Genomic DNA, 24525 nt, shown 5'->3' with positions numbered 1-24525 from the left:
GTAAGGGCGGATAGAAATACGCTCCAACAAAAAACTAAAAACAACATGGAAAAGGACAGCGTACATGTCTTTGCACCGGCCACGGTGGCCAATCTCGTTTGCGGCTATGACATATTGGGCCTTGCCTTGGACGAACCTGGCGATGAAGTCATCATGGAACGTATTGACAAGCCAGGAGTCTACCTCAAAGCAGTCACTGGTGATGATGGCCGCCTACCTCTCGACCCTGCCAAAAACACGGTCTCTGCCTGTGTGCAAATGGTACTGGCCCATTTGGGACGAGAAGATATAGGCGTGGAGATCACCTTGCATAAACACATGCCCATAGGCAGCGGACTGGGTTCCAGTGCCGCCAGCACCGTGGCGGGATTGTTCGCCATCAACCAATTGCTTGGACAACCGCTAACTACCAGGCAACTGCTTCCTTTTGCCATGAAGGGCGAAGAACTGGCCTGTGGACATGGTCATGCAGACAATGTGGCCCCATCGCTATATGGTGGCATCACCTTGATAAAAAGCTATGACCCACTGGAGGTAGTACAACTAAACGTACCAGAAGAGCTACATTGTGCCGTCGTGTTCCCCCATGTGGACGTTCCCACGAGGGCGGCAAGACAAATGCTTCGCAGTAAGGTGGACCTAAAGGATGCCGTGGTGCAATGGGGCAATATCGCCGGGCTCGTTAGCGGCCTTTTCCTCAACGACTATGGTCTTATAGGACGCAGCATGAAGGATGTGCTGATAGAACCTACCAGGGCCATATTGATACCTGAGTTCTACGAGATGCGCGAAGTAGCCTTGAAGTGTGGTGCGCTAGGTTTTGGCATATCCGGTTCCGGGCCATCAGTCTTTGCCTTTACAAGAAGCAGGGATATTGCCCAAGAGGTGACGAAATGTATTCATGCCCACCTCGATGAAAAAGGGATAGGAAGCAACACCTATGTGTCCAAGGTAAATACGGAAGGACCTAAAATGCTCTGAGTTGCGTGTTGTGCGTTGTGAGAAATTACCTCACGACCCACACAACTGGCAACTCATAACTCACAACTGATACAATGAAACTATACAGTACGAACAACAAAGATTTGAGGGTATCTTTCAAAGATGCCGTATTCAACAGCTTACCAGCCGATAAGGGGCTCTATATGCCCGAGCATATTCCTGCATTGCCTGCTGAATTTATAGCCAACTTGGCAGATTATAGCCTACAAGAGGTCGCCTTTACCGTAGCCAATACCCTCATCGGGGACGATATTCCTTCCGCTGATCTGCATGCTATCATTGACGATGCCATCAATTTTGATGCTCCCGTGGTGCCTTTGGGCGATGCAATTGCTGTCTTAGAACTTTTCCATGGCCCATCCTTGGCCTTTAAGGATTTCGGTGCTCGCTTTATGAGCCGTGTCATGGCCTATTTTTCTGCCAAGGAAGACAAACCATTGGATGTATTGGTAGCCACATCGGGCGATACGGGCGGTGCCGTGGCGCTTGGCTTTTTGGGGGTAGAAGGCACAAGGGTTACTATTCTCTATCCAAAGGGCAAAGTGAGCCCCATACAAGAACTACAGCTAACAACCAATGGGCAGAACATCCGAGCCTTGCAGGTGGACGGCACCTTTGACGATTGCCAGGCCTTGGTGAAAGAGGCCTTCAACGACGGGGAACTGAACCAGCTACTAAGGCTCACTTCTGCCAACTCCATCAACATCGCCCGCCTGATACCACAGACTTTCTATTATTTCCACGCCTACGCACAGCTATTGAGGAGAGGCATCAAAGAAGTGGTCTTCTCCGTCCCCAGCGGCAATTTCGGTAACATAGGTGCTGGCCTGCTGGCCTACAAAATGGGCTTGCCCGTCAAGCAGTTCATCGCTGCTACCAATGTGAACGATACCGTTCCCCGCTTCCTGAAAAACGGAAAATACGAGCCAAAACCATCGGTGCAAACCTATTCCAATGCCATGGACGTAGGCAATCCAAGCAACTGGGTGCGTATTATGGATTTGTTTGATCAAGATGTATCGTCGCTCAAGGCCGTGGTCTCCTCCTATACCTACACAGATGAAGACACGTTAAAAGGCATTGGCGAACTGTATAAAAAATACCGATACATTGCCTGCCCGCATACGGCTATCGCCTATCTGGCCGCAAAGGCCTATAAAGAAACCCACGTAGGCAATTTTGAGGCCGTATTTCTTTCCACGGCCCATGCTTGCAAATTTCCAGACATATTCCCGCAGGAACTGGCCAGCAAGATTGAGATTCCAGAACAAGTAAAAGAACTGGAAGGAAGAGAAAGCAAGGTAGGTTCGCTAAAAGCTTCTTTTGAAGATTTCAAGAATTATTTGAAGGAGAACAATTAAAAAATCTGTCTCGAACTGCATAGATGATACGAACTAATATCAAGTAGAAATTTTGCGGTTCGGGATATTCTTATTTGTCTTCATAATGTCCCCAAATGGACAATACTTCGACGACATTTTCTTCTTCCAAAAGAGAGTAAATTAAACGGTTCTTTTTGTCTATTCTTCGGCTATAGGTAGGTATTTCATATCCTTTAAGTTGTTCTGGACGCCCCAGGCCGCTAAAAGGACTAAGGATTATCTCATCTAGTAATTTAGATATCTTTTTTTGTGCAGTGACATTGCCTCTCTTTTTCAGTAAGTCCCTTTGTTTGAGCGCTAATTTAGAAAATCTTATTTCCATAAATTGTTAGGATCCAACACTGTATATTGCCCAGCTCGCATTTCATCATAAGCTTGATCTATATCTTCCCTACTTACCTTTGAAGAAACAGTTTCTACCTGTGATTCAAAGGGAACATTAAGCACTTTCAATACTGCCTTAATGGCATCCAGTTGCTTGCTGTTTTGCGGATGTACCAAAAGAGTTTCCATATAGCAAATATCAGTAAAGCAAAGAAAGAAAGCAAATCACAATGCTATGATGAAGAAAGATTCCAAAGCAACAATTTGAAATGTACATGAGACTACCGGCATTGATTGCCGTATTGCTAAATCTAACGATGGTTTAACATATCATTATTGGAAATATTCTAGTGGCGATACACCACCAAAAATCAAGTACCTATGAGATTCCGTTATTCCTCCAAAAACCCTTCATCGGGATCTTCTTCAGCTTCTTCTGTCCCTTCATCGGCAAGGCCGTCCAAGATTTTCTTCACGTCGCCCTCCGTCTCGGTGAGCTTGGCCTTACATACTTGGATAAGCAAGGCCGCACGTTTCACCTTTTCGGAAAGTTCGTCTACCGTAATCTGCCCTCCCTCCATATCTGTCACGATCTGTTGAAGTTCATCAAAAGCATCTACGTAATTGAGTTTTTCTGCCATAATCAAAATTAAAAAGTTAAAAGTAAAAAAACAGAATGGTAGATTCACCGTACGCATATCCAAATACTTATCACGACCTACTAAGTATTATCATTCCTCTGTGTTCAATTTCTTGATCACCTTGCTTAGGAATCGGCCATTGGCCAAGGAAGTTTCCACGTCGTCTCCCAGTACAAGGTCTTGTGCATCAAATATCGCTCGCCCATTTTTCATTGTCAGGCTGAAGCCCCTTTTCAACACACCAGAAGGGCTCAATGCTCCCACCATTTTCTCCAACTGTCCTAGAGAAACCCTTTCTTCTTTCAGGAGCCATACGACGTTGCGCATCATGTCGCCGCTCCCGTGTTCCAGTAGCTTCCACTCACTGGCTAGCAGAAACTTGCCCTGTTGCCACAACAGTTTTTTCGCCTGATCCAGTTTTCTACGCTCCTGCTGTACTACGTACCTGCTCTCGTTCCGGAACGAGGTAATCAGCCTCTCCAAGTTTCTATTTTCGTACAGCAACAGCTCCTTTGTCCGGATAGCGATACGTTCCTCCGCCCTTTGCAATGGCACGGCATATTGATGAAATCGCTGAATGAGGAAATCGGCCAGTTCACTAGGCGTAATGGCATTCTTATAAGCTACCATCTCAGTTACCGTTTCGTTGGTGGCATGGCCTATGCCCGTAATAATAGGTATAGGAAAACTGGCTACGGCATGTGCCAAGGCATAATGGTTGTAGCAGCTGAGCCCCACTTCACCACCGCCGCCACGAACAATGGCGACTACATCATAGTGTGCTCTCAGTTTCTCTATTTCCTTCAACTGTGCAGCGATGGAGGCAATGGCCTTCTCTCCCTGCAACAAGGCAGGGAACAGATCATGCTGAAACCGATAGCCGAAAGGATTCTGGCCTATGATTTTAAGGAAATCGGCCAAGCCCTTACTGGTCTCTACCGAAATAACCGCCAGGCGCTTGGGCAAAAGCGGGAAAGGTACCTGCTTATTCGCATGGTATATACCCTCGGCTTTCAGTTTGTTGATTGTCTCTATCTTTTCGCGCTCCAGTTCTCCCAATGTAAAGGCTGGATCGACATCGACGATCCGTAAGCTCATGCCATAAAGCGGATCGTAGCTTATGGCTGCCTGAAAAAGTATGGAAATGCCATTTTTGAGTGGTTCACCGGTCATTTCCATAAATCGGGCATTGATCTGCTGGTAATCACCTTTCCATAAAATGGCCCTCATTTCACTCACTACCCTACCTCCACGCTTCTCCAGCAACTCGGGATAGCAATGTCCCGAGTGTTTATAGTAGTTCAGCTTGTTCATCTCCGCCTTAATCCAATACAGGCTGCCATAGCGCTCGGCAATGGTCTTCTGGACACTACGGGCCACCTCATATAGGGTGAATACGGTCTTGTTATTGACAATCTCGGGCATAGACGAAAATAGACAAAAAAAAGCTAATTTTCCTTGAAAATGGTATATTCGTTTCCAATAGCCAACGATACCATTTTCTGGGGTCGAGTCTAAATTATGAAGAAACGAACAATACTTGTAAGCCTATTTTGGTTATCGTATGCCATCACCTTTGCACAAGGTCGCTTGGCCTTGCCGCAAATCATCAATTATAGCAGTGAACAGTACAAAGGGGGTATTCAGAACTGGGACATTGCCCAAGACAAGAAAGGGATTTTATATTTTGCAAACAACGAGGGCTTGCTCAGTTTCGATGGTAGTTATTGGAACATCTACCCATTGCCCAATAAGACCGTTCTACGCTCCATAGCTATAGACGATGATGGACGCATCTTTGTGGGAGGGCAAGATGAAATCGGCTATTTCTATCCCAATGACAATGGCGCTCTCCATTACTATTCATTAGTAGAGCTAGTGCCTAAAGAGGAACGGCACTTCGCAGATGTCTGGAATATCGTCATAGACGACAAGGAGGTATTCTTTCGCTCTACGGCCAAGATGCTGCATTTCAAGGACGGCAAAATAAGAGCCGATAAAACGACGTCCGAATGGCTCTTTATCGCAAAAACCCCCTATGGCATGCTGGCACAAATAGCTGAACAAGGCCTGATGCGCTTTGAAAACGGCTATTGGAAACCTTGGATGAAACACCCCCTTCTGGAACATGCCGCCATTACCAGTATAGTGGAGTTCAAGCAAGACACGCTGTTGATAAGCACGCAGAAAGATGGCCTCTATTTTCTGCATCAGAAACAACTGTCGGACAATGATTTCACGTTGAACAGTACGCTCAGGCAAATGCGCGTCCACACCATGACCAAGTTGGAAAATGACTGGTATGCGATTGGCACCAACTCGGCCGGTATTTACATCGTCGATGAGAAAGGAACCATCATTCAGCATTATTTCCATCAGGAAGGCTTGTCCAAAAACAACATAAGACACCTATTTACGGACAGGGATAAAAACTTGTGGGTCGCCCTGGACGGGGCGATAAATTTTATTGCCGCCAATAGCTCCATTAAGTATATCCATCCGGACAGAAACAATCAAATGAGTTCATACGCCATCCATATATTTGATGACAAATTATATATCGGTACCAGTGTAGGGCTATTTTATACCCCTCTCGCATCCATGCAGGGAGACATCAGCTTCAACAAGGCCTATTTCTCGGAAGTGAAGCATAGTACAGGACAGGTATGGAACCTGGAGGAAATAAACGATCAATTGCTGATGGGGCACGAAGACGGAGGCTTTGTCATCTCTGGCAATGAGGCCACGAAGTTTTTTAGCGGATCCGGACTTTGGATCTACAGGCCCCTTTCCCATGTTTACCCAGTAAAAGAGATCATTGCCGGCACCTATCTTGGGCTTCAGCAGCTTTCGTTTGAAGGAAATAAATTGCATGACTTGGGGCATTTTGGAACTCTTTACGAATCATTACGTTTCCTGGTACATGAAAAAAATGAAGAACGGTTGTGGGCATCCCATCCTTATCGAGGTGTTTTTCGCTTCACGCTTTCCAAAGACAATGATGCCATAGCCGATACGAAGATCTATACGGAGGCAGACGGCCTGCCTTCCACCCTGTACAACTATGTTTTCTACGTAAAAAACAGCATGATGGTAGCCACCGCCAATGGGATTTATCAATATAATGCACAAAAAGACCGTTTTGAACCTGACATGCGGTTTGACAAGCACTTCAAAGGAATGGCCATCCAATACCTTAGGGAGGACAAGGAAGGGAATATCTGGTTTCTTAACCACAAGAAACTGGGTCTCATTGATTTTGAAAACAAAAATGACGAAGAGGTTTATAACATCGTCACTTTCCCGGAGCTGGATGGCAAGATATTGGGGGGTTATGAGGCCATTTATCCACACAACAAGGAGAATATCTTCATCGCGGCCAATAACGGCGTCATCCACCTCAATTATGACCGTTATATCAAAAACACACAGTCGCCGGACATCCTGATAAGTAGCGTGAAGGTCATCAACAGAAACAATTTGGATAGCTTACTTTTCGGTGGCTATGCCCCACAGACAAGCCAATCACCAGCGCTATCGTATACGTACGACTCCTTTCATTTTGCCTTCACGACTACCATGTACGGGCAGGAGGACAATATAGAATATAGCTATAAACTGGAAGGCTATGAAAAAGATTGGTCGCCATGGAGCAAAAAAAACGAAAAAGATTATACGAATTTGCCTCCTGGCAACTATGTGTTCCAAGTGATGTCCAGAAATGGACAACATAAAGTATCTGCCCCCGTAAGCTATGCCTTTCATATCAAACCCGCATGGTACGTACATCCAATCAGCATGATCTTTTACGGTTTGGCCCTACTGCTATTGATCCTACTCTTGTTCAAAAGGCAGAAAAAGAAGCTGGAGCAGCAGCACGAGGTACAGATGTACCTGAGCCAGCTGGAACTGGACAAAAAAGAAAAGGAAGTGGTGCGGTTGCAAAACGAAAAGCTGGAAAACGAGATTGCCTATAAAAACAGTGAGCTCACCACCATGACACTGGACTTGATACAGCGTGGAGAGGTCTTGAACAAGATAAAGGACGTCATCTCTTCCCTAGCAAGAAAAGACCCGAACGAAAGCGAAACCCACATACGGCATCTGCTACGTCTCATACGCAATGTAGAACGTTCAAAGGAAGATTGGGAACATTTCACTTCCCACTTCAACCACATCAATGAATCTTTTTTTAACATCCTAAAGGAGAAGTACCCCGATATTACCTCTACCGAGTTGCGTCTATGCGCATTCCTCAAGATGAACCTCTCTTCCAAAGAGATAGCCCAGATTATGCATATCACCATCAAGGGGGTAGAAGTTGCCCGTTATCGTTTGCGCAAGAGACTAAAGCTAGACTCGGAGGTCAATCTGCACGAATTTCTATCGCGAATCCACAAAACATCGAAACTACCTCAATCTTGACAGTAAACAACTAACAAACAATAGCTTAAAAAAACACTGTAGGGGCATTGTAGTGGTATTTTCATATCGCTGCGATTGCTTGTATGTGCAATGTAGGGTGTCTCACACCTTTCCAAAATGACAATATCAAATCAATACCTTATACATTTGTCAAACCATGCACCTCGTGTGCATCACCAAATTAAAACCATTTTTTAAACTTAAAATTCCATTATGAAAAGGAGAATTTTACAAGCATGCTTAATGCTATGTATGTGTTTGTCGCCAGCTATTCTTTGGGCGCAAGCACTGCAAGTGAGGGGAAAAGTCACTGCCGCCAGCGATGGAAGCCCGTTACCGGGAGTGACGGTTACGATTCAGGGTACCACCACGGCCACTAGCACCGATGTAAACGGAAACTATACCATTAGCGTACCCAATGCAGAGGCTATTTTGGTCTTTAGCCAAATAGGCATGGCCTTACAAACAGCAAAAGTGATAGTGGATGGCCCACTGAACATTTCCCTTTTGGAAGGCACCAACTTGTTGGATGAACTGGTGGTGGTGGGCTATGGTGTACAGAAGAAAAGCGTAGTTACCGGTGCCATATCCAGTGTCAAGGCTTCCGATCTGGAGACTATGCCCGTCACCCGTGTTGAGCAGTCCTTGCAAGGTCGTGCATCGGGGTTGACCATTGCCGCCAACTCCGGACAACCAGGTTCTGCGGCAACTATTCGCGTGAGAGGTATCACCACCTTTGGCAACAACAATCCGCTTTGGGTGGTCGATGGAGTTGTGGTAGACGCCGGGGGCATAAGCTACCTCAACCAATCGGATATAGCCTCCATAGAAGTACTGAAAGATGCCGCATCGCAGGCCATCTATGGTGCTAGGGCTGCCGCGGGCGTTATCCTAGTAACCACCAAACGGGGAGCCGAGGGCACTATGCGCATCAATTATAACGCCTTTGTAGGCACTTCGGCTCCGGCACGCAAGCTTAGCCTGCTGAATGCCACCGAATATGCTACCTTGCGCAATGAGTCGGCATTGGCTGCCGGAAATGCCCTGCCCTTTAGCAATCCACAAGCATTAGGCGAAGGTACTGACTGGCAAGAACAGATCTTCAACAACAGCGCCAAGAGGCAAAACCACGAGCTTAGCGTGAGTGGTGGCAACGATAAATCCACCTTTTACAGCTCTTTCGGCTATCTTGCGCAAGAAGGTATCGTAGCCACGGACATCTCAGACTACAAGCGTATCAATATCCGACTCAATTCGGAGCATAAGATAGGCAGCTGGCTGAAGCTGGGACAGAACCTGGGCTATTCGCACGAAAAGTCCAAAGGATTGGGCAATACCAACAGCGAGTTTGGCGGACCGCTCGCTTCGGCCATCAACCTCGACCCCACTACTCCGGTGGTAGAAACCGATCCAGATGTGATCAATTCGCCCAATAGGCCTTACCGCAATAATCCCGTAGTAAGGGACGCCAATGGAAATCCCTATGCCATTTCTACGCAAGTTGCCCAAGAAATGACCAACCCCTTGGCCTATATACAAACCAGATTGGGCAATCACGGCTGGTCGGACAATATCGTGGGCAACGTATATGGTGAACTGACACCCATCGAAGGCCTTACCATTCGCTCTACATTAGGTTCCAAACTTTCCTATTGGGGCAATGAAAGCTTCACGCCCGTCTTTTACCTCAATGCCACTACTCAAAGCGTTCAAAATAACTTCACAAGAGGGTTCAATCGCGGTTTTGACTGGAACCTAGAAAATACCGTATCTTATACCCGCACTATAAACGACCATAACTTCACAGCATTGGTGGGGCAAGGTGCCTATTACGACAACAGGGCAAGGGGACTAACGGTAACCTATTTTGATCTACCGGTAGACAATTTTGAAGATGCCTCCCTAAACTACATCGTCTCTGCCGATCAGAAGAACTCAACGGGTTATGAAAATGTGGGCCACACCGTCTCTTCGCTCTTTGCCAGGCTGAACTACAACTACAAAGAGAAATACCTCGTTGAGGGACTGATCCGTAGGGATGGTTCCTCTCGCTTTGGTGCCAACAATAAATACGGCGTATTTCCCTCCTTTTCTGCAGGATGGGTACTCACCAAGGAAGACTTTCTCGCCGAAAACACCTTTTTCGATCTGTTAAAGATCAGAGGAGGCTACGGCGTGGTTGGTAACGACAACATAGGAGATTTTGCCTATCTGTCCACCATCGGCGGTGGCAGGAACTATACCATCGGCCTTACGGATACCTATACCGTGGGCTATAGCCCTAACGCGCCATCCAATCCCGACCTGAAGTGGGAACAGACCAGCCAAACCAATATTGGCGTAGAAATGGTCTTCCTCAACAATTTCAACCTGACCTTCGATTGGTACAACAAGGTCACTACGGGCATTTTGCAGAATCCCCGTATTCCGGCATATGTGGGCGCGGTGGGCAACCCTGCAGCCAACGTAGCCGACATGAAAAACTCAGGTGTAGAGCTGGAACTTGGTTACACCGATAAAATAGGCGAGGTCAATTTCTCCCTAAATGGAAATGCCTCCTATCTCAGGAACGAGGTGACCAATATAGGTGCCGGCGTGAGCTTCATAAACGGCGCCAATTTCCAGTCTTCCAGCTATCCCATTACCCGTACCATGGTAGGCAACGCCTTCAACTCTTTTTATGGCTTTCAGACCCTAGGCATATTCCAAACCCAAGCGGAGATAGACAACTACCTGAACAGCGAGGGACAGCGCATACAACCGAATGCTAGGCCTGGAGACTTCAAGTGGGCCGACCTAGACGGAGACGGCACCATAGGGGAAAACGACCGGACATTCATAGGTGACCCTACACCCAATTGGTCCTTTGGTTTCACTCTGAATCTTTCTTGGAAAAATTTTGACGCCATGGTCTTTGGCCAAGGGGTAGCGGGCAACAAAGTCTTCCAGGGACTGCGACGACTGGACATCTCCAATGCCAACTACCAGAGCAAGGCCTTGGGCAGATGGACTGGCGAAGGCTCTTCCAATACCTTTCCGCGACTGGCAGACGACGATCCCAACAACAACTTTCGCTATCCTTCCGAGTTCTACTTGGAAGACGGAAGCTATTTCCGTTTCAAGACGGTACAATTGGGATATAGTCTTCCTAGCACGCTTACCCAAAAAATCAAGCTGCAAAAAGCAAGAATTTATCTCATGAGCGAGAACCTCCTAACCTTCACCAAGTATTCCGGATTTGATCCAGAGATAGGCGGAGGCATATTAAGTATCGACCGAGGTATCTACCCGCAGGCGAGATCCTTTATGATTGGTCTTAACGTTGCATTTTAAAACACGATAATCATGAAAAGATATATTCATCATATACAATTACTGGCTTGCATGGCTTTATTATGCTTACAAGCGTGCAGTGACAGTTTCCTAGAGCTGAAACCCAGAGGCACGGATCTGGAATCAAATTATTACAGAAACAGGCAAGAAGCCTATAATGGCCTAGTGGCTATCTATGACGTGGTAGGTTTCCAAAGCGGCAGCTATACCACCAAGATACTGGCTACCTCTGCCGCCTCGGATGATCACTATGCAGGAGGCGGCGGAGCTGCCGACCTGCCCAATTTGCAGGCTTGGTCCAATTACACCATTAACCCTGCTGTGGGTCCGCAGGAAGACCTCTGGCGCAAAGGCTATATGGGCGTCTCTAGGGCAAACATCTTATTGGAGAAGCTGCCCGACATTCCTATGGATGAAAACGAGAAGGCGCGGTTTGCTGCCGAGTCAAAATTCTTGCGCGCCTATTTCTACTTTGACCTCATTCGCTTCTTCAAGAATATTCCCTTGATAGACCACCCCCTGGTGGGCGATGAAATCTACGAAGTAGTACAGGCAACACCCGAGGAGATTTATGCCTTCATAGAACAGGATTTGAACGAGGCTATTCCAAACCTTCCCATCACGGTGAGCGCAACAAGCGAAGCCGGAAGAACCTCACAGGGTACGGCCAGGGCACTGCTAGGCAAAGTGTACCTCCAGCAAGAAAAGTTTGGCCCAGCAGCCCAGCAGTTTGCCGAGGTAAACGGCACTCCCGGGCAGACCAGTCAATACGGCTATCGCTTGCTGAGCAATTATGGCGAGCTGTTCAACGTGAGCAATAAGTTCAACAGCGAATCTATTTTTGAGATTTCCTTTACGAACACTTCCGTAGGCGACTGGGGGTGTATCGAGTGTACAGAGGGTAATGTGCTGAACATCTTGGTCGGCCCAAGGAACTACAACGGGAGCGCCGGTGCCCCGGACTACGTTTCCGGATGGAGCTTTCTGCCGGTCACGCCAAACCTTTTTGATGCCATCCATTACGATCCTAGAAACTCCCATACGGTCATCAATATGGACAGCCTCCAATCCAATGGCATCGCCTCGTATGAAGCCGGGTATATGAACACAGGCTTTTTCTTGGAAAAGTATGCCGGCAGGGAATCCAATAGATGGACAGGGGCAGGCACCCCCGAACTCAACTTCCCACAGAATATCTATGACATACGCTTGGCAGATACCTACCTGCTAGAAGCCGAAGCATTGGTAAGAGGAGGTGGCGACCTTGGAAGGGCGGCAAGCCTGCTGAATGCCGTAAGAAGCCGTGTGGGGCTGGGGCCCGTAGCCGCAACTATGGACAATATCAAGCGAGAAAGAAGGCTGGAGCTGGCAGGTGAAGGTCACCGTTGGTTTGACCTAGTACGTTGGGGCGACGCGGCAAGTGCACTTGGCGGTAGGGGATTTGTTACTGGCAGGCATGAAATACTGCCTATACCCCTGCAAGAGATGGACAATACCAAGATAGAGCAAAGTAGAGAATATGGTGGCACCAAATAATGATCGATCATGAAAACCCATTATAACAATAAAAACAGGACCAATAGATGGTATTGGTTAGTAGCATTTTTGGCTTTTCAGGCCTGTAGTGTAGAAGGAGACAATTTGAAGCTGGATGCCTTGCCAACTCCCGATTTTGAGATTGCGGCAGGTGAAAACAGCAATACGATGAGGCTCATCAACACCACCAATACACCGTCTATAGCCTACTGGACGGTACCCAGTACAGGGCAAAAGCTCCAGGGCGATACGATAGAGCTCAACTTTACCTTTGCCGGTAACTATGAAGTAACACTCGATGTGGCTGCACAGGGAGGAATGGCCAGCCTCACCAAAGAGGTAAGCATTGCACAGAACGACCCTACGGCATGCGAGTACACCCGAACGCTTGGCTTCTTGGCCAGCTGCACTTCCAAAACGTGGCGGCTCAATCCGGCCGCTGGCGCCCTCAAGGTAGGCCCAGGGCCAGACGATGGGTCTTGGTGGTCTAGTGGGGCAGGAGACGTTGCGACGCGGTCATGCGATTTCAACGACGAATATACCTTCAGTTTCAATGCCAATGCCACGTTTAGCTACGATAGCAAAGGCGATTTTTTCAATGATGGCTTTATCAGCGGCGATGCTGTCTGCGAGCCGGAGAGCAAGCTCGTGGGCGATCAAGAGACATGGCGCTCGGGAACCTTTAGCTATACCTATATCGCCAATGCCGGAACCAGAGGTCTGGGGCAAATAAGGCTCAATGGAAGAGGAGCCCACATAGGCCTCAGAAAAGCCTACAATGGCGGAGAAAACGCTTCCGGTCCCGTAAATAATGCCGTAACCTACGATATCCTGGAGATAAACAGGGACGTCAACGGAGAAGGCTATGATTTGCTGAAGCTAGGTGTCAACATCGGTGGCGACGGCTGGTGGACATTCACCTTGAGGTCTCTTTGAAAAGGCCACCAGGGGAGTGTCGACACCTGGTGTTGGCATTCCCCTCCTCCATCGTAAAAATTAAAATTAAACACCATGAAATTTCGCACCATGATTTTAAGCTATATCATTCCGCTGCTATTCTTAGCATGTGGAGAAGAAACCGCAAAACCCAATATCCCCTTGCCCGAGCCAGAACCTCCGAGAGAATACACCTTTGAGAGCAACCCCAGCTGGGCCGATGAATTTGACTACGAAGGGTTGCCAGATGACACAAAATGGAGCTACGACGTAGGGAACGGAGATAATGGCTGGGGGAACAATGAGCTGCAATACTATACAGAGGCACGGTCGGAAAATGTTCGCGTGGCTGACGGCCTGCTTACCATCACGGCTATAAAAGAGGAGATGGAAGGTCAGGAGTATACGTCTACCAGACTTGTGAGCAAAGGAAAAGGCGACTTTTTGTACGGCCGCATAGAAGTAAAGGCCAAGGTACCCGAAGGCCGTGGTACTTGGCCGGCGGCATGGATGCTTCCCACGGACTGGGCCTACGGCGCCTGGCCCAATTCCGGCGAGATAGATATTTTGGAACATGTGGGCTATGACCAAGATGTGGTACACATTAGCGTGCATACCAAGGCATACCACCACTCCATCAACACGCAGAAAACGGCTTTTAGGAAAATCAGCAATGCATCCACGGAGTTCCATCTTTACCGTGTAGACTGGACGCCAGATTACATCCGCGGCTATGTAGACAATGATTTGCTCTTTCAGTTTGCCAACGAAAAAAAGGGCTTTGAAGTGTGGCCATTTGACAAGCGCTTCCATATCCTGCTCAACCTGGCGGTGGGCGGAGACTGGGGCGGAGCCCAAGGAATAGATGAGTCGGTATTCCCCGCCAAATTAGAAATAGATTATGTACGCGTCTACAATCTAAAAGAATAGCAATGAATCAAAAAGGGATGGGACTGTTCGACAAGCCCATCCCTTTGTTATCAATTAAAGGTCAATATTGAGCCCTATACGCCAATTGCTCCTGTGATTCAACAGGGGGTCGTTTCCAAAAGACCGACTGTACATCAAACGTAACATGCTTTTTTGCAAACCTACGTGTCCTTCGCCATAATGTTTGATTTCCGAAGTGTGCAGGTAATGTAGTCCCCATAGTTCCTGAATCTTCAGCTTTTTGACAAGGGGAATCTTTCCCAAGAGCATGCCCGACATATTGTATTCCACATGTGCCTCCGCAAAATCGCCCGCTGTACTGTGGAGGTAATATTCCAAATTGAGGAAAGTGGAGAGCTGATGTTCGCCGATGCGGGTTTGCGTACCCACAAAATGCCTTCTGTCCACATAGATTACGGCTTTGTTGTTGAGGAATGAACCAGCAGATAGACTATAGGAAATAGATCCGTACATCCCCAGTGGATTGTCGCTCTTGGCAAGGTTCATGGATAAGTAATCATAGTCTACATCCGATCCCAAAACACCATGAATGCCTTTTTTGTACGCAAGGGTCAAGGTGGGGTAGTTCGAGGCTAGGTACCTTCTGCCGCTGGGGTAGGTGACATAGCGCTTACTGAAATTGTAGCTGGCAGAAATGGCCAATGCCATGGATTGGTTCTGCGCAAACAGCGGAATATCTTCTTCTGGCAAAAAAGGATTGTTGGAAGTAATAAACCTTCTGCGCGATTCGCTGAACGTATAGTCGGTACTGTTCTGCAGGGCCAACCTGTCCGTCCATTCTATACCCGCCCTTAACAAAACATTGACCGGTAGGCGATGGCTCCAGTTCAACTTGGCAAAACGCTGTTCGTACAATTTCATGTGGTTCTTGCCCCAAACCACCGTGTTGATGCCGTTAAACGCTACGGGCAATGTGCCCCTATTGTTCAAGTCCAGAACTTCCGACCCTCCCGAAAGGGAAAAGTTGTGTCTCTCCCAAGAATAGGCAAGCCCAGCATTGGCATTAAGGCGTTTGTTGCTGAAACCATAACGTACCTTGCCACTCAGGGAGAGGTATTGGTTAGAGGCGCTATCTATCCGCTTGCTATACTGTATACCGTAATTGGCGGCCAAGCCCTCCACCGTGTTGTACAGCAATGAACTCATCGGTGCATCAAACGACCATCGTTGCGCACTTCGCCAGTCCCTATGGGTATATCCACTCAAAAGGAAAGATAGCGGTTTGAACCTGTTGTTTTTTTGCTGTATGGAATCCCTATAAGCAGGAGATTCGTTGCGCTGTCTGATGCTATCCTTACGTACATAATCCAGACTCTCTTCCGGAGTTAGTGCAATGGGGCGCTTCGAAGCCCAATAATTGCTATCCCTTTCGTTTACTCCTTTCTCCATTCGGAACACTTCACGCATGGTCTTTTTGTCCACGCTAACCTGTGTTTCGTAGTTTTGGTATACGCTCACATAATATCCGGCAAAACGGAATCCCAACATTCCCGCCCCAAAATCGAACTGTGTGGTAGTCGGCATCCAGCTATTTTCAATGGGCACAAAAGCCTGTTTGATATGCAGCGTATCCACAAAGCTGATGCCCGAGGTCTTGTCGAGCAGGAAATCAAAGCTATGTACCGACCATTGGCCGTCTACCAGGTAAAGGTCGCCCTTATAGAGCGGCTCGTCCCTACGCCTAGGGGTCACCTTTATCTTGTGGATCGTGAATCCATCCTCCTCCCTTTGCCCTTGGTAGGCATACCTGTAAGAACCCAATGCCTGATCGGCAATGGGAGAAATAACCGGCCTAGGGCTCAATCCCTCGAAAATATCTTGGTAATTTTGGTAGATATCCAGTTCCATATCCGAAGCCCTGTTGAAACTGAAGGCCCTATTGCTGCCGGAGACTTTAGAACTGATCATCTCTTCCCGAAACTCCTTAGGCGGATTGACGGTAATCTTCGATTCGGACTCCGAAAGATAGATGATACCACGACGGTTGGAATCCAATCCCATCTGATCGCCCAGTTCGTCTATATTGACGCCCAAAAAGCTCTTCGGAGCCTTGAGCATACGCTGCAGGCCTTTGATATATACCTCCGCACTATAAGGTTTCCGTGCGGCTAGGTGTTCTTTTTTCTTGGCAATGGCCTTGCGAATCATTTCATAAGCGGGATCCTCGCTATCGCCTATTACCACTTCGCTAAGCATATAATGAGCCACCGGCAATACGATGCGGATGCTGTCATTTCTCGCTACATCTACTTGCACGGTATTGGGCTGAAAACCAACGGCAGATACCTGCAACTGATAGCTGCCCGACGGCAATGCCAATTGAAACGCACCATCTATATTGGCCGAGGTGCCTCCTGCTTTCCCAATTAGCTTCACGGAAGCGAAAGCGACCGCTTCGCCTTGGTCATCTACTACTTTACCTTTAATAACATATTTCTCCTGCGCGACGACAAGTGATGGAAGGATGAATAGAGCGATAGATAATAGTATACGCATAAGCGATCGTTTTAAGGTTCAGACGCCTTAGCACACACATTCGTTACACGACTTTAGTAAATATGGGGATATTTTTAGCTGGTGAGGTACCAAAACTTATACTACAAAAAGCCTCTCCTTTGCGATAGCGTATTGCTTGGCGCCATTTTTGGACAAGGTATGGCATCCCGTAAGGCTGCCGAAAGAGGGCAATAGCAAGAGCGACTCCGCACGATGAAAACAAGGCAATTTGATATGCACCCTGCCCAGCCCTCTTATCACGCAGCCAGGGTGCACATGCCCTGCGATATTAATGAACCCATTCGGCACCTCCTTCAATGGTTCATGTGAATAGATGAACACCTCTTCCAATAAGGAAGGAACAACTTTCAACCCAGCCCTTGCATACAGGTCCTGGTGCAATACGTCGTGATTGCCCTCTATCAATATCATTTCGATATCGCCCATATCGGATGTAGCAAAATCACTGAATAGGTGCCAATCGCCGTTGAGCTCGCTATGGAAAAGATCGCCCAGGAACAATACCCGTTTGGGCTGCCATCTATCCATCAGCACTTGCAGCCGCCTATAATCCTTGTCGTTGCCCACGCCCTGTGGCATCATGATGCCCGCTTTGCGAAAATGGGCAGATTTTCCCAAATGCAGGTCGGCGATAACCAAACTCCGGGAATGGGGTACATAGAGCGCTTTTTCGGGCAACAGCCAGACTTCCCGCCCCATCAGCTCCACCCCAATAGCCCGCTCATCTCTTATATCCATTGTTCCTTTATCCTGTTCAAGCGTTCTTCCAGGCTTTCGTTGCTGAACATTTCCCTGAAAGACTCGGCAAATATCGGAAAAGAAAATGGTGTTAGCCGCTCGGGGTAGGTCACTACGATGGATAGCTCGGCAATTCGTTCAAATGCCTGCCTCAGGCGGGCATAGTCCAATTGAAAATCGAACACCTCGTCAAAGGCTTCGCGTAGTAACAGGTTATCCGGATCATACTCTTCAAACACCTGAAAGAAAAGGCCCGCATTGGCCTGCAAGTGCCTGGTCTTCATTTCGCGCCCCGGATAGCCCTGAAAGACCAATCCGGCGATACCCGCAATATCCCTGAAGCGCTTCCGCGCCATTTCGGTCATATTAACACTTTCCTGTATATCCCTACTCAGGTTTTCCAGGGAGAACAAGCCTTCGGCCAGCCCCTGCTCTATGGGGATATCCTGATCGCTCAACAGTTCAAAGCCATAGTCATTCAGGGCAATGGAAAAACTCATGGGTTTTATCTTTCCCAAGCGATGGGCGAGCACCGTCGCCATCCCCTCGTGCACAAACTTGCCCTCAAAGGGATAGACGAACAAATGGAAGCCCTCACGCGTGACGATCTTCTCCAATAGGAAATGGTCGCCGCCCACCGGCAAAAGGCTTCGCTTTTCCTGCTCCTCGAAAAGGGGATGCAAGAAGGCCATCTCCACGCTCTCGGCCTTTCTGCTCCGCTCCCACTCTTCCAGCACATGCCTGATGGCGTAGGACAGGTGTGAAGAAAGGGGCAGGCGTCCGCCCATCCAAGAGGGCACGAGCCCTTTCTTTTTGGTCGAGATGCGTACGATGGCCTGCAGCTCCTTCACGCGCAGCAATTCCAGGTTGCGGCCAGAAAACCAAAAGGTATCGCCCGTTTTGAGCCTAGAGATAAACCACTCCTCTATGCTGCCGAGGTATTTGCCGCTCTGCAGCTTCACGGCCATCATGGCATCGCTCACGATAGCCCCTATGCTCAGCCTGTGCCTCATGGCTACCCGCCTGCTGGTCACCTTATAGATGCCATCCTCTACTATCACCTTATGGAACTCGTCATAGCCGTTCAATACCTGCCCACCCTGCGTAATCATCAACAAGCATTCGCCAAACTCCTCGCGAGAGATGGAAGAAAAGCAATGCGTGTTGACGATTTCCTCATACAACGCCTCATCCCTAAAGCCATCGCCCACGGCCAGTGTGACCATGTACTGCACCAACACGTCGAACGAACGGATATAGGGCTTGCGGTCTTCCACGATGCCCATTTCCTTGGCATAGCGCAGGGCCGCCCCTTCCATGATTTCCAGCGAGTGGGTAGGCACAAACCAAATTCTGCTGGTCTCGCCGGGGCTATGCCCACTCCTGCCCGCCCGCTGCATAAAGCGGGCAATCCCTTTGGCAGAACCGATCTGCACCACGGTATCTACGGGTCGGAAATCTACCCCAAGGTCCAGGCTGCTGGTGCAGATCACCGCTTTCAGCGTACCCTCGTGCAGGGCCTGTTCCACCCATTTCCTGATCTCCTCGCTCAAGGAGCCGTGGTGCAAGGCCATGATACCGGCCAGGTGAGGTGCCACGCGCAACAGTTCCTGGTACCATATCTCTGCCTGGGAGCGCGTGTTGGTAAAAACCAGGGTAGTTCGGCTGGCATCGATGATGTTTACCACCTTATCGGCCAGCTTGATGCCCAAATGCCCGGACCAAGGGAATTTCTCCAAGCTGTCCGGAAGTACGGTTGTAATGTCTATGTTTTTGTGCAGGTCGGCGCGTATGATGATCGCTTCTTGTTGATTTCCAATGCCCGTCAAGATGGTTTTGGCCTCTTCCAGGTTGCCTATCGTGGCCGATATGCCCCAGACCTGCAAGGCGGGATTGATGCCCTTGATACGCGACACGGCCAGCTCTACCAGTACGCCGCGCTTGCTTCCCAACAGCTCGTGCCACTCATCCACTATGAGGTATTGCACTTGCGACAGGCGCTTGTGCCCCCCTTTTTGCGCCAGCATCAAATGTACGCTCTCGGGCGTGGTGATAAGCACCTGCGATTGCTCTTTCAACTGCCTGGTCCTTTCCCGCTGGTCGGTATCGCCCGTACGCAAGGCAATGTCCAAACCCAAACCGAGATCGTCGTTCACCCGATTGAGTGCCAGGTACATTTCTTGGGAGAGCGAGCGCAATGGGGTGATCCATAGGCAAAGCAAGCCTTTATCGGATTGGTTTTTTCGGCCTTTCAACAGCCCTTCCAATACCCCAAACCAAATGGCATAGGTCTTCCCGAAACCCGTAGGGGCATTCAGCAATCCCGATTTTCCATCGGCAAGTGCCTGCCATGTCTCCCGTTGGAAAGCATGGGGTATCCACCTTTTTTGAGAAAACCATTTATCTCCCACCATATTTAAGTTGTACGTTTTAAGTTTTAAATATTGCTCGTGGCCTCGCCCACCTACGGTCTTAAAACTTATTACTTAGCACTTATTACTCCGTGTCCTGATTCAACAAGGCGAGCAAATCATCCTGTGTTTTGAAGTGATAAATAGGCAGGCCAAAGGTACTTTCGGTAACAAAATGATGGCAGGGTACGGGTTCAAAAGGAGCGGCAAGCCCATCGGAAGCCAGTTTATAATCGCCGGAGATAACCCATACCTCTCCTTTGTGTTCCAACCGCACTTGGGCAGAGCCTATGATATGTCCCGCAGGATGCAAGGAAACTCGCACACCGTTTATGCCGATCTGCTCATTGTATTCTAAAGTCTGGATGTGGATATGCTCGCCAAGACGTAGGCGCAGCAAAGGTGCTGTGTCTTTATGGCAGAGGTAATGCCTGCTGCCTGCACGGGCGTGGTCGGCATGGGCATGGGTAATGATGGCACGATCCACGGGCTGCCAAGGGTCTATGTAGGCCCTTGCCCGGGAGCAATAGATGCCTTTTTTGTTAAACGTAATCATCCTTGTATCTTATTCCCCAATAAAAGGAATAAAAGACAAGGATGTTTGGACGGTGTTATTGCGAGCTCTTGCGGACAGTCTCGGCCTGCAATCCGCGGGGGGTCTTTTTGGCAGTGTACTCTACCGTATCGCCCACTTTTATCTCTTCGGTCAAATTGTTTATATGGACGAAAATACGCTCTTGTGTGTTGATATCGCTGATAAAGCCATAACCCTTTGCCTCGTCAAAATAAGTAACTGTGGCCTTGGGCAGCACATCGGGATCCAAGAGATCTTCCTCTTTTCGTATACCTATCTCGATATCTTCCAGCTTCACCTTTACCATTTTCTTTGGGTCTGGTGGTACGGATGAAAGGTTGCCATTTTCGTCCACATAGGCCATCATGTCGTCCATGCCGCCCTTGTTTCCGCCCTCGTGCCTCTTTTCATCTCGTCGCTGCTCCTTTTGCTGTCTTTTTTGGAGTTTTTTCTTTGCTTTTTCTTTTTTGTTAAATGATTCTTGGGATTTTGCCATATTGTATTTTTTCTGCAGCGCCGTTCCATCTGCTCAGCATTCCGTTATCGTTTTGCAAAAGAGGAGGAAGAGCGATTATCCATTCACCGCATACAGGGCAAACAAAAAGGGAGAACCGGCTATGTCCATGAAAACTGAATGCGTGAAAAGGAATACTCAGCAGCAACGCTTGTTCTGCGAAGATAGCATTTTATTTGGAGGAAGTCAAATACCATTGTTGAATAGTACTCGTCCTCTTTTGTTCCATTTGTGTATATTCGTCCCGCCAGTACCGTTGATATGCTATTACCCATAGGAGATGACAATCGCGACCGTAAGTCTTTCCCTTTCGTAAATTACTTACTGATTGGGCTTAATATCTTTGTATTCATCTTCTTTCAAGATTTTGGACGCAATTTGTCATTCATGTATTCCTATGCCCTTTTCCCGGCCGAGATATTGAGCGGGAAAGATCTCGTTACCGAAGGGCAGCGCTTGGTAGATCCACTCTCGGGCCAATCTTTTGATATACCCGGACTGCAACCTACTGACGTGCCCGTGTTCTTCACGCTGATTACTGCCCTGTTTATGCATGGGGGCATTGCACACCTGGCCGGCAATATGCTTTATCTCTGGATATGCGGCGACAATGTGGAAGATAGGCTTGGACACTTGGGCTACCTGGTTTTCTATTTATTGTGCGGTGTGCTGAGCAGCTTAACGCATGTGCTTGTCACCTTGTTTTTTGGGCAAGACCTCTTCACTCCTTGCCTGGGCGCTTCGGGCGCAATCTCTGCGGTATTGGCAGGCTACGTGATGCTTTTCCCAAAAAAGCACATTGTATTCCTATTTTTCATCTTTGTCTTCTCGATGCCTTCCTTTGTGGCCATAGGCCTATGGTTCCTCTTCCAGCTGAGCAACGGCTTGGGGGCATTGGACGGCGAACAGGCAAGTGGCGTGGCCTATGGAGCGCACATCGGCGGCTTTATAGCAGGCTTCTTGCTGGTACGGCGCTTCGCCAAGAAGAAGTCTCCAAACCGATTTAGGTGAGCATTAAAAACGTAAATGCCGCAAATAGCAGCTTTGCGGCAAGGATGTTTTGCTAGTTGAGTTGTATAATTGGCAGTTACCGGAGTGGCCTAATTTGGGTATTGGATAGGAGAAATTCGCTCCACCTTTCCGCTGTCCCTTATCAAGTAGGTAGCCTTCACCGTGTCGCAGACTTCCTTCTCTTCCTTCGCATCAAAATCCATTTCACATTCGATGGTCGTGCGCATATAAGTGCTGTCGTTCACAAAACGTCCGAAACTCCGTGTAGAATATCCTCCATCACCGCCAGACTCGTACAGTACCACTTGTGCCACAAACTTTCCCTCACCGTTATAGGATCGATAGATTACCTTATCTACCCAATCATCATCCATCCCCGCAATGAGGATGGCCTGATGGCCCCTAGCCTTCTGGATGGAATAGAGTACTTTCGTATCCTCCCTCAGCTGGTTTGGCACGAAGGCCGTGTCCTGATAAACTTCCCGCGCCAGCTCACCGATAATTGGGCGGTAGCGCTCGTAGACTGCTCCTTCCGTGTTCAGGTCTTTGATGGAAGCCTCGTCAAAAACGGTCATGTCCCTATGGGGAAAATCCTTCTCATATTTAGCTATCAGGAAGTACCCATTAGCCATCGTTGGTTCTTCACTGTCTCGTATCTCGGTAGCAAGGGTATCTTGCTGTTCTGTTTGCGTTACTTGCAGCATAGGTTTGTCGTGTTCTTCGTCCCGCCTTGCAGCGTTGTGGCAGGAAAACATGACCGCCAGTCCCATGAAGAGTATTATTTTTCCTGGACAAGTTTTTTTCATAAACATACATCGCTATTTCAGTTAGCCTGCCGTAGTGGCAATTACTGCCTTAAAGATAGAAAATCTACGCAAAACCTATTATGGATGCATCAAACAAATGAGGGATGTTTGTCCATTTATCCTAAAAACACACTTATCAAGAGCAACGCCCACCAGATTGTCCCAACCACTATTAGCGCTATTTGCCTTCCGCTAAATTTTGTCTGCTCTATGACCACAAAATCCGTCGAATGACGTTTCGCAAAATTGAGCGCTTCAAAAGGAGAAAAGAAAAAGACCACGCTAATCATCGTCAGCATCCAATAGGGTTCCGGCAAATAGCACAATAGGTTAGCTAGTAATAAACCTATAAAAAGCACAACTGGAGAGTAACTAAATCCATATCCCTTTTCTTTCGCAAGATGCTGTATTTTTTCAAAGAGAGCAATAAGGAAAAATAAGCTTAAAATAGCTCTCACAGCTGGCATTATATCACTTCGTTCTTTTTGCTGAAAGAATCTCCACGCTTTATACATCCACCATACTTGATAGGCTCCAAATGATACTATGGACAGCAAAATAAACTTGTCTATGTTAATGATGTACTGATCATCTATTTCGAGCGTTCTTTCAGCAGCGGCATTGTTCATGATATTTTCGTCTAGGTTTTCCATATTGCTATAAGCATGATCTATCTTTAACGGAACAAATTTCTAATCCTATTAACCAGCCCCCTTGTTTTGTTTACCACTACCACTTCACCCAATAAAACTCCATCCGTACAGAGCTCTATTTCCAGGTATTCATCCAGCTTTTTGGGGTTCAATTTCATTTTTTTCACTTCATAACCAATATATTTGAATTCCAGCACCATCCCTTTACGCAAAGCAGTATCAATATTCAGTTGGAAGACCCCATTGCTATCCGTTACAGCTCGGAGTTGCGTTCCCTCAAGCCCTACATAAACGCCTGCCAGCGCCTCTTTTGATTCATTATCCATGACCTTTCCGCCAATTGCCTTTACCGTATCAGCCACAGCGTTGTCGCACAGATAATTCTTAGGCGCCCTTTCTCGAGGCTGGCTTACCGCAACACTGGCAGCCTTTGGCGCTCCTTTTACGCTTTCGACAGTTGCCAGCACAAGCGGCAAAGCCAACAACAATTTGCTCCAGAAAGCTCCTTGCTTGTTGCCCATTTCTTCTATTAGACTACGGTTTAACTGTTCAGGTCGAAACCTACCACATACATGCGCATCCATCGAGTTTGCAAAAAAGGATACCACCTGGCTATCGGTCATTCGAGTGAAGTCAACGACGGTCTTTTCACACTGCCCACAATATCTCCCTCCATCCGTATCCTGCATATTTACCCAAGAGGCACTGCATGGGCGAGGTATTGTCAGTCGTTGTTTTGTCCAATCTTTTCTACACATAACTTTTTTTATC

General features: G+C 47.9%; 20 protein-coding genes. 8 read left to right on the top strand and 12 right to left on the bottom strand.

Annotated elements, in window-relative coordinates:
- The first annotated feature begins 45 nt into the window (after positions 1 to 45).
- Positions 46 to 981, top strand: coding sequence for a homoserine kinase (locus A37S_RS0100225; RefSeq protein WP_028295249.1), 936 nt, complete (start codon positions 46 to 48; stop codon positions 979 to 981).
- Between the two features lie 74 nt (positions 982 to 1055).
- Complete coding sequence (gene thrC, locus A37S_RS0100220) at positions 1056 to 2363, top strand: threonine synthase (RefSeq protein WP_028295248.1); 1308 nt, start codon at positions 1056 to 1058, stop codon at positions 2361 to 2363.
- 70 nt (positions 2364 to 2433) lie between these two features.
- Here thrC and A37S_RS0100215 read toward each other — a convergent pair whose 3' ends face one another.
- From A37S_RS0100215 to xseA, 4 genes are all read right to left on the bottom strand, one after another.
- Positions 2434 to 2706, bottom strand: a complete 273-nt coding sequence (locus A37S_RS0100215) for a Txe/YoeB family addiction module toxin (protein ID WP_028295247.1) — start codon at positions 2704 to 2706, stop codon at positions 2434 to 2436.
- Positions 2697 to 2897 carry a DUF2683 family protein gene (locus A37S_RS0100210; protein ID WP_028295246.1) on the bottom strand — a complete coding sequence of 67 codons (201 nt, stop codon included), beginning with the start codon at positions 2895 to 2897 and terminating at the stop codon, positions 2697 to 2699. Before A37S_RS0100210 ends, A37S_RS0100215 begins: the two co-directional genes overlap by 10 nt.
- 203 nt (positions 2898 to 3100) lie before the next feature.
- A complete protein-coding gene (gene xseB, locus A37S_RS0100205) occupies positions 3101 to 3349 on the bottom strand; it encodes an exodeoxyribonuclease VII small subunit (protein WP_028295245.1) in 249 nt (82 codons plus the stop codon).
- A 90-nt stretch (positions 3350 to 3439) separates the two neighbouring features.
- Positions 3440 to 4774 carry an exodeoxyribonuclease VII large subunit gene (gene xseA / locus A37S_RS0100200; protein ID WP_028295244.1) on the bottom strand — a complete coding sequence of 445 codons (1335 nt, stop codon included), beginning with the start codon at positions 4772 to 4774 and terminating at the stop codon, positions 3440 to 3442.
- 96 nt (positions 4775 to 4870) lie between these two features.
- Here xseA and A37S_RS0100195 point away from each other — a divergent pair, with 96 nt between their 5' ends.
- From A37S_RS0100195 to A37S_RS0100175, 5 genes are all read left to right on the top strand, one after another.
- Positions 4871 to 7774: a ligand-binding sensor domain-containing protein gene (locus A37S_RS0100195; RefSeq protein ID WP_028295243.1), complete on the top strand. Its 2904-nt coding sequence runs from the start codon at positions 4871 to 4873 to the stop codon at positions 7772 to 7774.
- Between the two features lie 213 nt (positions 7775 to 7987).
- On the top strand, positions 7988 to 11107 hold the full coding sequence (locus A37S_RS0100190) for a SusC/RagA family TonB-linked outer membrane protein (RefSeq protein ID WP_028295242.1): 3120 nt from the start codon (positions 7988 to 7990) through the stop codon (positions 11105 to 11107).
- Between the two features lie 12 nt (positions 11108 to 11119).
- On the top strand, positions 11120 to 12643 hold the full coding sequence (locus A37S_RS0100185) for a RagB/SusD family nutrient uptake outer membrane protein (protein ID WP_028295241.1): 1524 nt from the start codon (positions 11120 to 11122) through the stop codon (positions 12641 to 12643).
- Between the two features lie 9 nt (positions 12644 to 12652).
- Positions 12653 to 13579: a hypothetical protein gene (locus tag A37S_RS0100180; RefSeq protein ID WP_028295240.1), complete on the top strand. Its 927-nt coding sequence runs from the start codon at positions 12653 to 12655 to the stop codon at positions 13577 to 13579.
- 75 nt (positions 13580 to 13654) lie between these two features.
- The gene (locus tag A37S_RS0100175; RefSeq protein WP_028295239.1) at positions 13655 to 14509 is read left to right on the top strand and encodes a glycoside hydrolase family 16 protein; all 855 of its coding nucleotides are present in this window, start codon (positions 13655 to 13657) and stop codon (positions 14507 to 14509) included.
- A 54-nt stretch (positions 14510 to 14563) separates the two neighbouring features.
- On the opposite strand, the gene A37S_RS23055 is transcribed toward A37S_RS0100175, so the two are convergent.
- The 5 genes from A37S_RS23055 to A37S_RS0100150 all read right to left on the bottom strand — a co-directional run bounded on the left by A37S_RS23055 (position 14564) and on the right by A37S_RS0100150 (position 21266).
- Entirely contained in the window at positions 14564 to 17026 is a 2463-nt protein-coding gene (locus A37S_RS23055) for a DUF5686 and carboxypeptidase regulatory-like domain-containing protein (protein WP_051292592.1), read from the bottom strand.
- A 96-nt stretch (positions 17027 to 17122) separates the two neighbouring features.
- A complete protein-coding gene (gene pdeM, locus A37S_RS0100165) occupies positions 17123 to 17785 on the bottom strand; it encodes a ligase-associated DNA damage response endonuclease PdeM (RefSeq protein WP_028295238.1) in 663 nt (220 codons plus the stop codon).
- Positions 17776 to 20199 carry a ligase-associated DNA damage response DEXH box helicase gene (locus A37S_RS0100160; RefSeq protein ID WP_028295237.1) on the bottom strand — a complete coding sequence of 808 codons (2424 nt, stop codon included), beginning with the start codon at positions 20197 to 20199 and terminating at the stop codon, positions 17776 to 17778. Before A37S_RS0100160 ends, pdeM begins: the two co-directional genes overlap by 10 nt.
- Positions 20200 to 20281: 82 nt before the next feature.
- Positions 20282 to 20752: an MBL fold metallo-hydrolase gene (locus A37S_RS23050; protein ID WP_051292589.1), complete on the bottom strand. Its 471-nt coding sequence runs from the start codon at positions 20750 to 20752 to the stop codon at positions 20282 to 20284.
- Positions 20753 to 20807: 55 nt separating this feature from the next.
- Complete coding sequence (locus A37S_RS0100150; RefSeq protein WP_028295236.1) at positions 20808 to 21266, bottom strand: cold shock domain-containing protein; 459 nt, start codon at positions 21264 to 21266, stop codon at positions 20808 to 20810.
- A gap of 279 nt (positions 21267 to 21545) precedes the next feature.
- Between A37S_RS0100150 and A37S_RS0100145 the strand changes: the two genes are divergently transcribed.
- Complete coding sequence (locus A37S_RS0100145) at positions 21546 to 22295, top strand: rhomboid family intramembrane serine protease (protein WP_028295235.1); 750 nt, start codon at positions 21546 to 21548, stop codon at positions 22293 to 22295.
- A gap of 89 nt (positions 22296 to 22384) precedes the next feature.
- Here the strand turns inward: A37S_RS0100145 and A37S_RS0100140 are convergent, their stop codons facing one another.
- The 3 genes from A37S_RS0100140 to A37S_RS0100130 all read right to left on the bottom strand — a co-directional run bounded on the left by A37S_RS0100140 (position 22385) and on the right by A37S_RS0100130 (position 24512).
- Positions 22385 to 23101 carry a hypothetical protein gene (locus tag A37S_RS0100140; protein WP_157278265.1) on the bottom strand — a complete coding sequence of 239 codons (717 nt, stop codon included), beginning with the start codon at positions 23099 to 23101 and terminating at the stop codon, positions 22385 to 22387.
- A 116-nt stretch (positions 23102 to 23217) separates the two neighbouring features.
- Positions 23218 to 23730, bottom strand: a complete 513-nt coding sequence (locus A37S_RS0100135; protein ID WP_036600795.1) for a hypothetical protein — start codon at positions 23728 to 23730, stop codon at positions 23218 to 23220.
- A 47-nt stretch (positions 23731 to 23777) separates the two neighbouring features.
- Positions 23778 to 24512, bottom strand: a complete 735-nt coding sequence (locus A37S_RS0100130; protein WP_084163694.1) for a carboxypeptidase-like regulatory domain-containing protein — start codon at positions 24510 to 24512, stop codon at positions 23778 to 23780.
- Between the last annotated feature and the right edge of the window lie 13 nt (positions 24513 to 24525).

It is taken from the genome of Olivibacter sitiensis DSM 17696, assembly GCF_000427965.1.
GTDB classification, from domain to species: Bacteria; Bacteroidota; Bacteroidia; order Sphingobacteriales; family Sphingobacteriaceae; genus Olivibacter; species Olivibacter sitiensis.
This window is presented reverse-complemented; position numbering and strand designations above follow the sequence as displayed.

Bases quoted from the DNA above. Each gene is read 5' to 3' on its own strand.
- A37S_RS0100225 (WP_028295249.1), top strand. From the start codon at position 46: ATGGAAAAGGACAGCGTACATGTCTTTGCACCGGCCACGGTGGCCAAT.
- thrC (WP_028295248.1), top strand. From the start codon at position 1,056: ATGAAACTATACAGTACGAACAACAAAGATTTGAGGGTATCTTTCAAA.
- A37S_RS0100215 (WP_028295247.1), bottom strand. From the start codon at position 2,706: ATGGAAATAAGATTTTCTAAATTAGCGCTCAAACAAAGGGACTTACTG.
- A37S_RS0100210 (WP_028295246.1), bottom strand. From the start codon at position 2,897: ATGGAAACTCTTTTGGTACATCCGCAAAACAGCAAGCAACTGGATGCC.
- xseB (WP_028295245.1), bottom strand. From the start codon at position 3,349: ATGGCAGAAAAACTCAATTACGTAGATGCTTTTGATGAACTTCAACAG.
- xseA (WP_028295244.1), bottom strand. From the start codon at position 4,774: ATGCCCGAGATTGTCAATAACAAGACCGTATTCACCCTATATGAGGTG.
- A37S_RS0100195 (WP_028295243.1), top strand. From the start codon at position 4,871: ATGAAGAAACGAACAATACTTGTAAGCCTATTTTGGTTATCGTATGCC.
- A37S_RS0100190 (WP_028295242.1), top strand. From the start codon at position 7,988: ATGAAAAGGAGAATTTTACAAGCATGCTTAATGCTATGTATGTGTTTG.
- A37S_RS0100185 (WP_028295241.1), top strand. From the start codon at position 11,120: ATGAAAAGATATATTCATCATATACAATTACTGGCTTGCATGGCTTTA.
- A37S_RS0100180 (WP_028295240.1), top strand. From the start codon at position 12,653: ATGAAAACCCATTATAACAATAAAAACAGGACCAATAGATGGTATTGG.
- A37S_RS0100175 (WP_028295239.1), top strand. From the start codon at position 13,655: ATGAAATTTCGCACCATGATTTTAAGCTATATCATTCCGCTGCTATTC.
- A37S_RS23055 (WP_051292592.1), bottom strand. From the start codon at position 17,026: ATGCGTATACTATTATCTATCGCTCTATTCATCCTTCCATCACTTGTC.
- pdeM (WP_028295238.1), bottom strand. From the start codon at position 17,785: ATGGATATAAGAGATGAGCGGGCTATTGGGGTGGAGCTGATGGGGCGG.
- A37S_RS0100160 (WP_028295237.1), bottom strand. From the start codon at position 20,199: ATGGTGGGAGATAAATGGTTTTCTCAAAAAAGGTGGATACCCCATGCT.
- A37S_RS23050 (WP_051292589.1), bottom strand. From the start codon at position 20,752: ATGATTACGTTTAACAAAAAAGGCATCTATTGCTCCCGGGCAAGGGCC.
- A37S_RS0100150 (WP_028295236.1), bottom strand. From the start codon at position 21,266: ATGGCAAAATCCCAAGAATCATTTAACAAAAAAGAAAAAGCAAAGAAA.
- A37S_RS0100145 (WP_028295235.1), top strand. From the start codon at position 21,546: ATGCTATTACCCATAGGAGATGACAATCGCGACCGTAAGTCTTTCCCT.
- A37S_RS0100140 (WP_157278265.1), bottom strand. From the start codon at position 23,101: ATGAAAAAAACTTGTCCAGGAAAAATAATACTCTTCATGGGACTGGCG.
- A37S_RS0100135 (WP_036600795.1), bottom strand. From the start codon at position 23,730: ATGAACAATGCCGCTGCTGAAAGAACGCTCGAAATAGATGATCAGTAC.
- A37S_RS0100130 (WP_084163694.1), bottom strand. From the start codon at position 24,512: ATGTGTAGAAAAGATTGGACAAAACAACGACTGACAATACCTCGCCCA.